Origin of the sequence: Bradyrhizobium sp. NBAIM08, from assembly GCF_020193935.1 — a bacterium.
GTDB classification, from domain to species: Bacteria; Pseudomonadota; Alphaproteobacteria; order Rhizobiales; family Xanthobacteraceae; genus Bradyrhizobium; species Bradyrhizobium yuanmingense.
In genome coordinates this window covers 110716-124684 of the sequence record NZ_JADYVR010000007.1, presented here as the reverse complement: position 1 = coordinate 124684, position 13969 = coordinate 110716, and the positions used below count along the sequence as shown (strand labels likewise).

Below are 13969 nucleotides of genomic sequence, written 5' to 3'. Positions count from 1 at the left end.
GCCCGAGCTGGGCTTCAGGTCAGAACTTGTAGGTCACACCCGCGCCGACCAGCCACGGATCGATATGCGCGGTGCCGGTGACCGGCAGGCCGGAGACGATGGCGCTGTAGTTCGGGCGCAGCCAGAGCTTCTTGACGTCGACATTGAGACCCCAGTGCCGGTCGATCATGTAGTCGAAGCCGAACTGGACGGCGCCGCCCCAGGCGTTGCTGACGTGCAGGTTGGTGGTGGTGGCGACGATCGCGGGCGGACCGGCGATCGCGGAAGGCGCATTGGCCGCGGAATTGTTGAAGAACACGGTGTAGTTCACGCCCGCGCCGACATACGGCTTGAACGCGCCGAACTGGTCGAAGTGATATTGCAGCGTCAGCGTCGGCGGCAGCAGCGTGGTCTTGCCGATCGGCAGATTCGCGAGCGAGCCGGTGCCGCTGATCGAATGCCTGGTCACGCCCAGGATCAATTCGGCAGCGATGTTCTTGGTGAAGAAATAGCTGATGTCGAGCTCGGGGACGACCTGGTCGCTGATCGACAGGCCTGAATTCGGCGACGACAGCGAAGGCACGCCCGCGACATTGACGGTGCTCCCGCCCGCATCCGGCAATACGCCGAGCACCCGCAGGCGGATCATCCACGGATTGAACGCCTCCACCGGCACCGGCGCCTTCTTGTAGACCGGCAGATCTGCCGCCTGCACTGATGCAAAAGTGCCCACGAGCATCGCGCCGAGCGTCGCGACCCGCGCCAAGTTTCTTATCGTTCCATCCATTTTCAATCCCCTTCAACCATGTCGACGCGTCGTTGCGCGACATCAGCGTCAGAGCAGAAAGAGGATGGTGAAGGATTTGATGCCGATCAAACCAGGACTATCGCGACGCGATTTGGCCCCCGGCGTTGCAGATGTGTCACGGAAACCGCGAATGCGAAGCGGGTGGCGCGGCAGCATAGTGCCGCAGCTCACATCACGGGCGCACGGGGTTGTTCAGCATGTACTCGCCGAGATCGCGCTGGCGGCGGTCGGCGCGCGCGGTGGCCGCGTTGCGCTGGACGTCGCGGTCCTTGCGGCAGGCTACGTATTCCGGCGAGCCCTGCGCATAGCCGCGGCTCTGGCAGACGGCGTCGTCATCATCGCCGCCCGCCGCCACCGGATTCTGGTAGCGCGCCGAGCAGGCGGAGAGAGCGACGGCGAGAGCTAAGGCGGTCAGCAGGCGTGGCGCGGCGGCAAGTGGCATACGAGGTCCCCTATCGGCCGGCCCTGTTTAGCGCGGAATGCGGAGATTGTAAGTCCCTGGACGCCGTTCCACGCTCGCTGTCGTTCCCCGCACAGGCGGGCGATGACAGTGGAGAGCGGTGAAGCAACGCCCTTCCCGCCCCGGGATGACGCTTCGCCTCACATCCGTCCCTTCAGCGCCTCGCCGATCTCCTCGAGTGCCTTGGGATCCTCGATCGTCGCCGGCATGGTCCAGGATTCTCCGTCGGCGATCTTCTTGATGGTGCCGCGCAGAATCTTTCCGGAGCGCGTCTTGGGCAGGCGGCCGACGGTGATGGCGAGCTTGAACGCGGCGACCGGGCCGAGCTTGTCGCGCACCAGCGCGACGATCTCCTTCTCGATCTCGGCCGGCGGGCGCTTCACGCCCGCTTTCAGCACCAGGAAGCCGCAGGGCACCTCGCCCTTGATCGCGTCCTTGACGCCGAGCACGGCGCATTCGGCGACATCGGGATGCGAGGCCAGGATCTCCTCCATGCCGCCGGTGGAGAGGCGATGCCCGGCGACGTTGATGATGTCGTCGGTGCGGCCCATCACGAAGATATAGCCGTCCTCGTCCTTGTAGCCGGCGTCGGAGGTTTTGTAATAGCCGGGGAATTCGCTCAGGTAAGCCTCCTTGAAGCGCGCGTCCTGATTCCACAGCGTCGGCAGGCAGCCCGGCGGCATCGGCAGCCTGATGACGATCGAGCCCATGGTGTTGGGGCCGACCGGCTTTGCCGCTTCGTCGACGACATCGACCTGATAGCCCGGCATCGGCACCGTCGGCGAGCCGTGCTTCACCGGCAGCATGCCGAGGCCGACCGGATTGCCGGCGATGCACCAGCCGGTCTCGGTCTGCCACCAATGGTCGATCACCGGTACCTTCAGCTGCTGCTCCGCCCATTCCACGGTCGGCGGATCGGCGCGCTCGCCGGCGAGGAACAGGGTACGGAATTTCGAGAGGTCGTACTGCCGGATGAATTTCCCTTCCGGGTCTTCCTTGCGGATGGCGCGGAAGGCCGTCGGCGCGGTGAAGAAGGCCACCGCCTTGTGCTCGGAGATCACGCGCCAGAACGCGCCGGCGTCGGGCGTGCCGACCGGCTTGCCCTCGTACATGATCGTGGTCGCGCCATGCAGCAGCGGGCCGTAGACGATGTAGCTGTGGCCGACCACCCAGCCGATGTCGGAGCCGCACCACCAGACCTCGCCCGGCTTGACGCCATAGAGGTTGAACATCGACCATTTCACCGCGACGAGATGCCCGCCATTGTCGCGCACGACGCCCTTCGGCACGCCTGTTGTGCCCGAGGTATAGAGGATGTAGAGCGGGTCTGTCGCGGCGACAGGCACGCAAGCCGCGCGCTTGCCGTCGTTCAGCGCCTTGCGGCGCAGGCTGGCCCAGTCGTAATCGCGGCTCGGCGTCATCTCGCAGGTGAGCTGCGGACGCTGCAGCACGATGCAGGCCTTCGGCTTGCTGCTGGCAAGCTTGATCGCCTCGTCGAGCAGCGGCTTGTACTGCACGATGCGGCCGGGCTCGATGCCGCAGCTAGCGGACAGGATCAGCTTGGGCTGCGCATCGTCGATGCGGGTGGCAAGCTCCTTCGCGGCAAAGCCGCCGAACACCACCGAGTGCACCGCACCGAGCCGCGCGCAGGCGAGCATCGCGACCACCGCCTCCGGCACCATCGGCATATAGAGGATGACACGATCGCCTTTGGCGACGCCGAAATCCTGCATGATTGCGGCGAGCGCCCGGACCTCGTTCAGCAGTTCGGCATAGGTGAGCTTGGTGACCGAGCCCGTCAGCGGCGAATCATGGATCAGTGCGACCTGGTCGGCGCGGCCGCGCTCGACGTGGCGGTCGAGGGCGTTGTAGCAGGTGTTGACGACGCCGCCGGCAAACCAGCGGCCGTAGGTTCCTTGCGAGGGATCGAAGACCTTCGTCGCAGGCTCGATCCAGTCGATCTCCTTCGCCGCCTCGGCCCAGAAGCCCTCGGGATCGGCCAGCGAGCGCGCATGGACTTCATGATAGCTGCTTTTGCCCTGGATATTCATTCCCGCGCTCCCGTTCCCTTGATTCACCTGGCTTGAACCTCGTGGCAGGACAGGCGCCCCGCCATGACCAGGATCAATTGCCGGCCTTGTTGGAGCCCATTTTCCCGGGAACGGGCCGCGGTTCAAGGTGAAAAGGATGGGTTTTTGGCGGAGAGGTGTGAAGCTTGCGCGGCATCGGCAGTCGGCTCCCTCGTTGGGGTGGGGGTGTCTCCGCGTTGGGATCGTGCAAGATCCATGAGGTCCCCAAGAGGAGAGAGCCCTCACCCGCCGCGCTCTCCGAGCGCGTCGACCTCTCCCGCAGGCGGGAGAGGTTACGGAACCAGCCGCAAGGCTTCAGCTCCTTCGCCTCTCAGCTCTCCATCGCGTTCAGCCGCTGCAAGCGGTCCTGCATGATCTTCTTCAGATCGTATCCGGGGCGGCGGAAGCTCGCATTGCGCGTCGTGAGGAACTCGCGCTGGGTCTTGCGCAGGTCGCTAGCGGAACGTCCTTTGGAAGCCCTCAGCACGCGTTCATAGGTCTCGGCGATCTGACGGTCGAGCACGCCGAGCTGCGGATCGGCGCAGATCACTTTCTCGACCTCACGCTTGGCGGTGGCGCACTTGAAGGAGGGACCGCTATCGTCGGCTGAGCGCGCATGCATTGGGCCCGGCGACGCCGCGCCGAACCTGGCGATCTCGGCCATCATGCTGCGGCGGCCGTTCGCTGCATTCTCATTGCCGGGATCCAGCTTCAGCGCCGTCTCATAATCGGCCAGCGCCTTCTTGCGCTCGCCCATTTTCTTGTAGAGCACCGCGCGGTTGTTGTAGGTCTTCGCGAAATTCGGATCGAGCTTCAGCGCGGCCTCGTAGTCGCTCAGTGCAGCCCCGAGCTCGCCCTTGAACTGGTAGGAATCGCCGCGGTTGGTCAGGAAATTGGCGCGCTGCTCCCGCCGGATCGCCTGGTCGTAATCGGCAATCGCCTTGTCGTACTCGCCCATCGCAGCATAGGTCAGGCCGCGGTTGTCGTAATATTCCGGCACCTTCGGGTCGAGCCTGATCGCCTCGCCGTCGTCGGCGACCGCCTTGTCGAGCTGGCCGAGCTTCTTGTAGGCCGCGCCGCGATTGGTGTAGGTGCGCGCGCGGTTGGGATCGAGCCGCAGCGCCTCGTCGAAATTTCTGATCGCCTTCTCGTTGTCGCCGCCGAGATAATAGGCCACACCGCGGTCGGACCAGGCTTGCGCATCGTCCGGCTTCAGCTTGATCGCCTGGTCGTAATCGGCGAGTGCGCGGTCGAGGCGGCGCTGATTGGTGTAGACGACGCCGCGCAGCTCGTAAGCTTCGGCATCCTGCGGGTCGAGCTCGATCGCCTTGGTCAGATCCGCCGCGGCGCGGTTGAGATCGCCGCCGGCCTCGCGCAGGAGATCGCCGCGCACGCGCCAGGCCTTCGCGTTCTTGCCGTCGAGCGCGATGGCGCGGTCGAGATCCCGCAGCGCCTGTGACTGGCCTCCAAGGGTCTGCGCATTGGCTTCGGCGCGGACGACGAGGGCCGCGCTGCGTTCGGCGGCCGAATTGGCGGTCTGGTCGATGATGGCGCTGCACGCGGAGATCAACTCGACCGGGGCGGCCTTGCTTCCCAGCACGCACTCGGTGCTCGCCGCGGCGGGAGCCGCGAGAACGAAACTCATGGCCGCGCCGAGAAAGAGGGCGCGAAGCGAGATTTTGGCAGGCGAAAGCGCTTGCGCGGAGGCGTGAGTGCCGCACATGACATAGGGCTCCGTGACGTCGGGTTCTCACCGTTGTCGCAGCTGGCAAGCGATGGGTTCAAACCGGGCCTGGGAGGGACGGAGCGCTGCCGGCTCTCCCTCGCCCTGCTTGGGCAGGACTATCGCATATGAGATGTGGCTGTGGGCACCGGCTGTCTCCACAGCGTCATGGCCGGGCTCGTCCCGGCCATCCACGCCTTTTCACACGGCACAAAGAACGTGGATGCCCGGGACAAAGCCCGGGCATGACGACCCCTGCAATATTCAAATGCGATTGCCCTGCCGCTTGCGGGGAGAGGCGAAAATCTCAATATCCATCCACACCGTTCAGCCGCTGCAAGCGCTGCTGCATCGCCTTCTTCAGGTCGTATCCCGGCCGGCCGAAATCGGCATTGCGGCGCGCGATGAACTCGACCTGCTCGCGCTGGAGCGCTTTGGCCTCGGCCGCATTGCGCGCCTCCCGGATCACACGGGCATTGGAGGCAAAGACCTCGCGATCGAGATCGGCGAGCTCGCGATTGCCGCAGATCGCCCGTTCCACCGCCCGACGCGCTCGCCCGCAATTGAAGCTGGGCTTGCCGGCGACCGCCATCTGCGCGCCGATCCGCTCGATCTCGCGCGCCATCGCCTTGTGATTGGCTTTGGCCTTCTCGTGGTTCGGATCGATCCTGAGCGCTGCGCCGAAATCCTGCACCGCCTTCGGCTTGTCACCCTTCTTCAGCCAGAGTTCGCCGCGCGCATTGAAGACGTCGGCAAGGCCGGGATCGAGCAGAAGAGCACGGCTGTCGTCGGCGATGGCATGGTCCACCTGATTGTGCCGCGCATAGAGCGCACCGCGCGCGATCAGAGCCTTGATCAGATCGGCCTTCGTCGTCTTCTCGTTGTCGATCACTTCGGCGCAGGCCGTGGCGGCCTTGTCCATGTCATCGGCTGCGGCCGCGGCGAGGCAGGGCGCGACATCGACCTGCGTCACAGCCACCGGCTCGCCGCCGGTCGCGGCATCGGCCGGGGCGAACGATAGCGCATAGAGCAGTCCGGCGCCGATCAGCTGAATGAGAAAACGCATGCGTTGCAGTCGAAGCCTTGTCGTCGATGTTAAGCTCTTGCCTTGAAGCCGCACTATCCATCATACGGCCGGATTGGTGCTAGCTTGTGGCGCCGCTGAAATCGGCTTCGGGGATCATCGTGTCGACATTCGAATGGATCATTGTGTTGCTGCTCGGCGCGGTTGGCTTATCGGCGCTGGCGCGGCGGATCAAGGTGCCCTACCCGACCTTTCTCGCCATCGGCGGCGCGCTGATCGCCTTCGTGCCGTCGAGCCCGTCCTGGACGCTGGAGCCGGACCTCGCCCTTGCCCTTTTTGTCGCGCCGGTCCTGCTCGATGCCGCCTTCGACACGTCGCTGCGCGACCTTCGCAAGAACTGGGTTCCGGTCTCGACCCTGGTGGTGGCCGCGGTCGGCCTGACCACGGCCGCCGTGGCCTATGTCGCGCACCGGCTGATGCCCGACATGCCCTGGGCCGCCGCGGTCGCGCTCGGCGCCATCGTGGCGCCGCCGGATGCGGCCGCTGCGGTTGCGATCCTGAGCCAGGTCAAACTGCCCCACCGCATGGTCAAGGTGCTGGAGGGCGAAAGCCTGCTCAACGATGCCAGCGCGCTGCTGATCTATCGCATCGCCGTCGGCGCGGTCGCCACCGAGCATCTGACCTGGAGCCAGGTCGCCCCGACCATGGCGCTGGCGCTGGTCGGCAGCGTCATCGCTGGTCTGGCCGCAGGCCGCATCATTCCGCTGTTCATGGAGCGGGTGACGGAGGCGCCGAGCGCCATCATCGTGCAGTTCGCCACCACCTTCATGGTCTGGATCGCCGCCGAGCATCTCGGTCTCTCCGGCATCCTCACCATCGTGGTCTACGCCATCACGGTCGCGCGCACCGCACCGGCGCGCATCCCGGCGCGGCTGCGGGTGCCGTCCTATGCGGTGTGGGAGACGACCGTGTTCGTGCTCAACGTGCTCGCCTTCATGCTGATCGGCATGCAGATGCGGCCGATCTGGACGCGGCTGGATGCGGACGTGCGCTGGGAATATTGCGTGGCCGCCGCCTGGATCCTGCTTACGGTGATCCTGGTACGCCTGTTCTGGGTGACGTTCTATCGCACGAGCCTGCGGGTGCTGATCGCGCAGGGGCTCTATCATCCCAAGGATCCGCAGCAGGTGGCCTCGCCCAAGGGCGGGCTCATCATCTCCTGGTGCGGCATGCGCGGCCTCGTAACGCTCGCCACCGCCTTTGCCCTGCCGGAAAACTTTCCCTATCGTGACTTCATCGTCTTCATCGCGTTTGCGGTGGTGCTGGGATCGCTGGTGATCCAGGGCCTGACGCTGCGGCCGCTGATCCTCGCTTTCAACCTCAAGGACGACGATCCCGTCGGCATCGAGGTCGCCCGCGGCCGCGCCGTGGCCTATCGCGCCGCGCTCGATGCGATCGAGAGCGATCCGTCGGAGGAGGCGGAAATCCTGCGGCTCGAATATCGCGCCATCCTGATGCAGGCCGAGACCGATCCCAACGGCGGCATCAGCAACGGCGAACTGCCCGCCGATCCCCTGCGCCGCCGCGCTATCGAGGCCGCGCGCAAGGCGATCTTCGACCTGCGCGCCACCGAGGTGATCGGCGACGATGCGTTTCATCGGCTCGAGGAGGAGCTCGATCGCGCAGAATTGAGCGCGGGCGGATGATGTCTCTCCGCTGTCGTCCCGACAAGAGTTTGGGCGCTCTGCAATGTGCGCCGAGTCACACACAGCATCCCGCAGCTTGAACCAAACCCCGCCTCTCCAGACTCACCCCTGATGACGACCCTGATTGACGACCGTCGTGTACGCGCGCGTGATGCGTCGCCTGCACGATATTTTTATCTCCACATGGCGCTCGCCTGCGCCGCCACTGCCTTTCTCGGCTTCGCACCGACCTATTGGGTGCCGCTCGCTCACCGGACATTGTCCGCAAGCCCGGTGATCCATTTTCACGGACTCTTGTTCTTCACCTGGTCGCTTTATTTCGTGCTCCAGACCTGGCTCGCGGCCTCCGGCCGCGTGGTCAATCACCGCTCGTTCGGCATCGTCGGCGTCTCGCTTGCGACCGCGATGGTCATTTCTGGCTTCTTCGCGTCCGTGACCTCGATGAAGAACGCCGCGGCGCTCGGACAGGCCGATGCAGGCATCGCCTTCTCGATCGTGCCGCTGAGCGGCATCACATTCTTTGCCGTGGTGTTCGCGCTCGCCATCATGAACACGCGCAGGCTCGAGGTTCACAAGCGCCTGATGCTGCTCGCGGCGGTCTCGATCCTCGACGCCGCGATCGCGCGCTGGTTCCTGACCTTCCTCGCACCATCAGGACCGTCCGGCCCGCCGCCGGTGCCCGTGACGATCGCGCCTGCTGTGGTCGCCTCCATTCTGCTTGTCGTCGCCATGGTGCGCGACTGGCGCGCCGAGGGCCGCGTGCATCCGATATACATCACGGGCACGCTCGCGCTTCTGGCGGTGAAGGTGCTCAACTGGCCGGTCAGCGAAACGGCGGCGTGGCACGCATTTGCCGGCGGCATCCTGGCTCTGGCGCAGTAGGCGACCTAGAACCGCGGCAAATCCGGGAACGCCAGCTTGCCCGCGTGGACGTGCATGCGGCCGAGCTCGGCGCAGCGGTGCAGGGTCGGAAATACTTTTCCGGGATTGAGCAGGCCCTGCGCGTCGAAGGCGCATTTCAGGCGCTGCTGCTGGTTGAGGTCGATCTCGCTGAACATGTCGGGCATGAGGTCGCGCTTCTCGATGCCGACGCCGTGCTCGCCGGTGAGCACGCCGCCGAACTCGACGCAGGCGCGCAGGATATCGGCGCCGAAGGCTTCGGCGCGCTCGATCTCGCCGGGCTTGTTGGCATCGTAGAGGATCAGGGGGTGCAGATTGCCGTCGCCGGCGTGGAACACGTTGGCGCAGCCGAGCTGGTACTTTTCCGAGAGCTCGCGGATGCGCGCCAGCGCCTTCGGCAGCGCGCCGCGCGGGATGGTGCCGTCCATGCAGAGATAATCGGGTGAGATGCGGCCCACGGCGGGGAACGCGGCCTTGCGGCCGGCCCAGAACAGGTTGCGCTCGGCCTCCGAAGTCGAGATCTGGCAGGTGGTCGAGCCGCAGGCGTTCGCAATGGCCTCGACGCGCGTGATCAGCTCGTCGACCTCGATCTTGGGCCCGTCGAGCTCGATGATGAGCAGTGCCTCGACATCGAGCGGGTAGCCGGCATGGACGAAGGCCTCCGCGGCGTGGATCGCGGGCTTGTCCATCATCTCCATGCCGCCGGGGATGATGCCGGCGCCGATGATGCGCGCCACGCATTCGCCGGCCGCCTCGACCTGCGCGAAGCCAACCATCAGCGCGCGCGCCGTCTCGGGCTTCTGCAGGATGCGCACCGTGATCTCCGTGATGACGCCGAGCAGGCCCTCGGAACCGGTGATGACGCCCATCAGGTCATAGCCGGGATTCTCGCAGCCCTTGCCGCCGATGCGCAGGATCTCGCCGCTCATCAGCACGATCTCGCAGCCGAGCACGTTGTTGGTGGTCATGCCGTATTTCAAGCAGTGCACGCCGCCGGAATTTTCCGCCACGTTGCCGCCGATCGAGCAGGCAATCTGCGAGGACGGATCGGGCGCGTAATAGAAGCCGGCATGGGCGACCGCCTGGCTGATTGCGAGGTTGGTGACGCCGGGCTCGGTGACGACGACGCGGTTGTCGAAATCGATCTCGCGGATGCGCTTGAACTTGCCGAGGCCGAGCAGCACGCCGTCCTCGAGGGGCAGCGCGCCACCGGACAGCGAGGTGCCGGAGCCGCGCGGAACCACCTTGATGCCTTGCGCGGCACAATATTTCAGGACGAGCGAGACCTGCTCGGTCGTATCGGGCAGCACCACAACCATCGGCGGCTGCCGATAGGCGGTCAGCCCGTCGGATTCATAGGCCCGCATCTCGGCGAGGCTGTCGATCACGCCCTCGCCCGGCACGATTGCGCGCAAGGCGGCGACGATTTCGCTGCGACGCGCCAGCACGGCCTGGTCGCTTGCGGGCATCATGATGGCCATTTTAAGAAGCCTTCGTCCGACGGATGGAATTATCTCGGCAAATCAATCATGTCTTGCGGACTTTGGGTAGGTCCTCCGAAGGTCGCATTGCTTTGTTGCAGCGCAAGTTCTCTCTGGGGCAAGTCTGCTAGCAGGAAACCTGTCAGAGTTTCGCGGCTTGTCCACTTGCACCGGACCTGCCAAAACCACGACCCTCCATCTGACCCGGGAAGAGACGAAGAGCACACTTATGACAAAACTGACTTTCGGCGCGGTGACAATCCTCACCGTCATTGCCACCGCACCCGCCGCGATGGCGCAGGATGTCGCGGCCGGCAAGACATCGTTCAACAAGTGCCTGGCCTGCCACGCGATCGGCGAAGGCGCCAAGAACAAGGTTGGCCCGGAGCTCAACGGCCTCAACGGCCGCAAGTCGGGCGCGGTTGAGGGCTATAGCTACACGGACGCCAACAAGAATTCCGGCATCACCTGGGACGAGGCCACGTTCAAGGAATACATCAAGGATCCCAAGGCCAAGATCCCCGGCACCAAGATGGCGTTCGCCGGCATCAAGAACGAGACCGAGATCAACAATCTCTGGGCCTTCCTTGCCCAATACGACAAGGACGGGAAGATCAAGCAGTAACCGCACGAGGCGGACGCTAGAGCTTCGGTTCTGATCGGACCAGAATCGAAGCTCTGGCTTTCTTGTTCTGACACGTTTTTTCGCGCGAACCGGTTTCCACTTCGCTCGAAAACGCTTTAGTCGGCGACCGCCTGCGCCGGGGCGATGTTTCCGATCATCGTCTCGATCTCCGCCTTCACGAGATCCGGCACGGCGTTCTGCACCATGTGGCCGAGATCGGGCAGCACGATCAGCTTTGCATTCGACACCGCCGCGGCGAACGGACGCGCGTGGATATTGGTTCTCACCGTCTTGTCGGGCTCGCCGGCGATGATCGTAACAGGCGCCGTGATCGCGCCATAGCGCGCGACTTGCGCGGCGACCGACTCCTTCAGCGTCACCAGATCATAGGCATTGGCGATGAACTCGCGCGGGCGCAGCAAGAGCGGCGTCGCGGAGTCCTGCACGAAACCATCCGGCATGGTCTGCGGCAGGAACACGTTGCGGGCCCCGGCTTCGGTGATGAAATAGCCGAGCGGCAGCGTGATGGTGTAGGCGAGCAGCGGGCCGATCACGGGCGTTGCGATGATCTCGTTGTAGCGCCCGACACCGCCGCGCCAGGGATGCGTGACGGGCGCGAGCATCACGAGACCTGCCACGCGGCGCGGGTGATCGAGCGCGATCCGCGCGCCGAGGGCGCCGCTCCAGGAATGCACCACGAAGACCGCGCGATCGATCCCGAGCTTGCCGAGCGCCTCGTCGATCATGCGCGCCTGAATCTGCGGCGTCGAATCCTGCCGGCTTGCGCGCGTGCTCCAGCCATGGCCGGGGCGGTCGATCAGAATCACGCGATGATCCCGGGCGAGGAGATCGCCGAGCGGCCGCCGCATCGCTTCGAGGTTGGAGCTCGCGCCGTGCAGCATCACGATCGGCGGGGCGGCCTCGCGCGGGCCGATCTCGACGACGTGAAGCGCGGCGCCCTCGACATCGACCATGCGCCCCTGCGGCGGAAAGGCCCGCTGCACGGCGACGATTCCGGCCTGCGTGAGCAGCGCCAGCAGGACCAGCGCCGTCACGACTGACATCACGATCATGGAGAGAATCCGGGTGATCCTGGGCACGGGGCAGTTACGGGTCTGCTCGGCCGGCAGTTTCGCCGCCGGCGGTGCGCGCTTCCACTGAAAATGCAGGGGCTGTGGATATGTGCATAATTGCCGATCGAGAAAACTCAATGAAATCAGGGCTATTCAAAGCCGCACGCAAGCTTCGGACCAGCTTCATGCGGGCGTCATCGCAGCTTCCATATAATCGCCATGGTCGGTTCCGCCATCTAGGCGCGGGTGGGCGCCGATCCTCCTCGCAACATCAGGGGATGCGGGAAAGACCGGCAGGATTGTCCTGGTTTGAACCGGAGAATTTTCGATGAGCTTCAGATCGAACGATACTGCAATCGACGAAATCGTCGCGAGCTGCAACGGCGACCTGCGCGGTGCGGTGCGGGCGCTGCTCCTGATCAACGAGCATCTCGAGACCGAGCTGGCAAAGGCCTACGCCGCAGCCGCCGACCGCGGCCTGGTCGAGCGCGGCAGCAGCGTGCTGCATTAAGCGCAGCCTAGTTCGCCCCCTCCTCCTGCTTTTCTTCCTCGGGCGTGACCGGGGGACAGACGCGAATCGTCGAGCGCGCAAGCTTGGCATCGGCCCTGGACTTGTAGGGACCGTCGCCGAACCAGATGTCGCCAATGATGACTGGATTGCTGGTCACGATGGCGCATTTGCCGGTGGCACGGTTGCCGACCACCCAGAACAGTCCGTCGGCGAAGCTCACCGTCCCCGACGCGAGCAGCAACGTCGCTGCGACCATCAAATGCTTCATGGCTTTCGCTCCTGCCATGCAGGTAGGCCTGCAACAGGCCCCGCAATAGTCCTTGCAACGCCCCGGCTCGGATCGTGGTTAATCCGCGCCGGCCGCGATCGCTCAAGAAATGATCGAGTTGTAGCTAGATGTCGCGGCCTTCGACCTTCTCGGTCAGCGCCTTGACCTGGTCGGGGATCTTTTCCAGGTGCGGATTGACGGCGAGCGCCTTGCGGTAGGCCTCGAGCGCGCGCCTCTCGTCCCCGACCTCCTGCATGATCATGCCGAGGCCGGCGAGCGCGCCGAAATGGCGGGGCTCTCGGATCAGCACTTGCTGAATGTCCGCGAGCGAGCGGCCATAATCGTTCTGCATGTAATAGAGCGTCGCACGCCGGTTCCAGGCTTCGATGTAATCGGGCCTGAGCTTGATGATCGAATCCAGGAGCTTGATCGCGACGTCGATCTTCTTCGCATCGACGGCGGTCTTGGCGCGCGACATCAGGAGCGCGGCGGTGTCGCTCGGGGTCTGCAGCCAGATCGCCCAGATCCGCGCCTCGACGTGCTTGGCGCTGGCCTCGTCGGGCGCCGCTTTCAGCGCGCCGAACAGGAAATCGAGATTCTTGCTGCGGTCGACCTTCGGCAGCTTTGACGGCGCCTCGGGCAGTTTCTTCTGCTTGCCGGGCGGCTCGACCTGCTGGGCCAGGGCGGCCGGCGCAAGGCCGGCGGTTCCCAGCACGAGGGCCAGACACAGGTTGCGCGCGAAACGGAATCTCACTGCCATGGTGGAAGTCTAAACGCGCAAAGCCGCCCTTGCAAAGCAAAGGCGGCGTCAAACTCGTGTGAGACCGGATCTTGCGGGGCGCGCGAAGGCTCCCGGCAGGGCGTGATCAGCCGCTCAGATCAGCCCTGGCGCGCCTTGAAGCGGCGCTGCACCTTGTTGATCACATAGACCCGGCCCTTGCGGCGGACCAGGCGGTTGGCGCGATGGCGACCGCGCAGCGATTTCAGCGAGTTACGGACCTTCATGGCAGAATCCTGAACGTTCGAAAGGCCGTGTTCGGCACTACCGTTTCGGCACGCGCGAATGTGGCAAAATGAGATTTTTCCCGCTGGCGGACCGACCGCCCGGGACGGAGCGGTTCTTAAGGCATGGCGGGAGGTCATGTCAATGTTAACTGCCAGGCTCCCAACGAGCAAAATCGCGAAAACAACCCCATGCACAGTAGAAGCGGCCGGATCGGCCCGATCCGGCCCATTGGAGGTCAGGCCCGGCAAAGACTGTCGCTACCTGCGCTTTCGCCGCCACCAGCGCCTTGCCAAATTCGTTATATCCTATAATCAATTCGGCAACCCGTCGGGAGGA

General features: G+C 64.9%; 14 protein-coding genes. 4 read left to right on the top strand and 10 right to left on the bottom strand.

Annotation, left to right across the window (positions count from 1 at the left end):
• Positions 1-19: 19 nt before the first annotated feature.
• The 5 genes from I6F37_RS24070 to I6F37_RS24050 all read right to left on the bottom strand — a co-directional run bounded on the left by I6F37_RS24070 (position 20) and on the right by I6F37_RS24050 (position 6105).
• A complete protein-coding gene (locus tag I6F37_RS24070) occupies positions 20-766 on the bottom strand; it encodes an OmpW family protein (protein ID WP_225126527.1) in 747 nt (248 codons plus the stop codon).
• A gap of 193 nt (positions 767-959) precedes the next feature.
• Entirely contained in the window at positions 960-1229 is a 270-nt protein-coding gene (locus I6F37_RS24065; RefSeq protein WP_225126530.1) for a hypothetical protein, read from the bottom strand.
• A gap of 158 nt (positions 1230-1387) precedes the next feature.
• Positions 1388-3298 (bottom strand): propionyl-CoA synthetase, encoded by a 1911-nt coding sequence (locus I6F37_RS24060; RefSeq protein WP_225126532.1) that lies wholly within the window; start codon positions 3296-3298, stop codon positions 1388-1390.
• Positions 3299-3647: 349 nt separating this feature from the next.
• The gene (locus tag I6F37_RS24055; RefSeq protein WP_035997490.1) at positions 3648-5039 is read right to left on the bottom strand and encodes a tetratricopeptide repeat protein; all 1392 of its coding nucleotides are present in this window, start codon (positions 5037-5039) and stop codon (positions 3648-3650) included.
• Between the two features lie 307 nt (positions 5040-5346).
• Positions 5347-6105: a tetratricopeptide repeat protein gene (locus I6F37_RS24050; protein WP_035997487.1), complete on the bottom strand. Its 759-nt coding sequence runs from the start codon at positions 6103-6105 to the stop codon at positions 5347-5349.
• A gap of 86 nt (positions 6106-6191) precedes the next feature.
• Here I6F37_RS24050 and I6F37_RS24045 point away from each other — a divergent pair, with 86 nt between their 5' ends.
• A complete protein-coding gene (locus I6F37_RS24045; protein WP_085968676.1) occupies positions 6192-7769 on the top strand; it encodes a sodium:proton antiporter in 1578 nt (525 codons plus the stop codon).
• A 111-nt stretch (positions 7770-7880) separates the two neighbouring features.
• Positions 7881-8651: a hypothetical protein gene (locus tag I6F37_RS24040; protein ID WP_225152885.1), complete on the top strand. Its 771-nt coding sequence runs from the start codon at positions 7881-7883 to the stop codon at positions 8649-8651.
• A 5-nt stretch (positions 8652-8656) separates the two neighbouring features.
• Here the strand turns inward: I6F37_RS24040 and I6F37_RS24035 are convergent, their stop codons facing one another.
• Complete coding sequence (locus tag I6F37_RS24035; protein ID WP_074447681.1) at positions 8657-10150, bottom strand: FAD-linked oxidase C-terminal domain-containing protein; 1494 nt, start codon at positions 10148-10150, stop codon at positions 8657-8659.
• A 229-nt stretch (positions 10151-10379) separates the two neighbouring features.
• Between I6F37_RS24035 and cycA the strand changes: the two genes are divergently transcribed.
• Complete coding sequence (cycA, locus tag I6F37_RS24030) at positions 10380-10775, top strand: cytochrome c-550 CycA (protein WP_035997470.1); 396 nt, start codon at positions 10380-10382, stop codon at positions 10773-10775.
• 116 nt (positions 10776-10891) lie between these two features.
• Here the strand turns inward: cycA and I6F37_RS24025 are convergent, their stop codons facing one another.
• Positions 10892-11848 carry an alpha/beta fold hydrolase gene (locus tag I6F37_RS24025; RefSeq protein ID WP_035997467.1) on the bottom strand — a complete coding sequence of 319 codons (957 nt, stop codon included), beginning with the start codon at positions 11846-11848 and terminating at the stop codon, positions 10892-10894.
• A 328-nt stretch (positions 11849-12176) separates the two neighbouring features.
• Here I6F37_RS24025 and I6F37_RS24020 point away from each other — a divergent pair, with 328 nt between their 5' ends.
• The gene (locus tag I6F37_RS24020; RefSeq protein ID WP_028180446.1) at positions 12177-12359 is read left to right on the top strand and encodes a hypothetical protein; all 183 of its coding nucleotides are present in this window, start codon (positions 12177-12179) and stop codon (positions 12357-12359) included.
• Between the two features lie 7 nt (positions 12360-12366).
• Here I6F37_RS24020 and I6F37_RS24015 read toward each other — a convergent pair whose 3' ends face one another.
• The 3 genes from I6F37_RS24015 to ykgO form a co-directional block, all read right to left on the bottom strand.
• The gene (locus I6F37_RS24015) at positions 12367-12627 is read right to left on the bottom strand and encodes a hypothetical protein (RefSeq protein WP_035997474.1); all 261 of its coding nucleotides are present in this window, start codon (positions 12625-12627) and stop codon (positions 12367-12369) included.
• A 124-nt stretch (positions 12628-12751) separates the two neighbouring features.
• Positions 12752-13387 carry a tetratricopeptide repeat protein gene (locus tag I6F37_RS24010; RefSeq protein WP_035997462.1) on the bottom strand — a complete coding sequence of 212 codons (636 nt, stop codon included), beginning with the start codon at positions 13385-13387 and terminating at the stop codon, positions 12752-12754.
• A gap of 119 nt (positions 13388-13506) precedes the next feature.
• A complete protein-coding gene (gene ykgO, locus I6F37_RS24005; RefSeq protein ID WP_006611362.1) occupies positions 13507-13632 on the bottom strand; it encodes a type B 50S ribosomal protein L36 in 126 nt (41 codons plus the stop codon).
• Between the last annotated feature and the right edge of the window lie 337 nt (positions 13633-13969).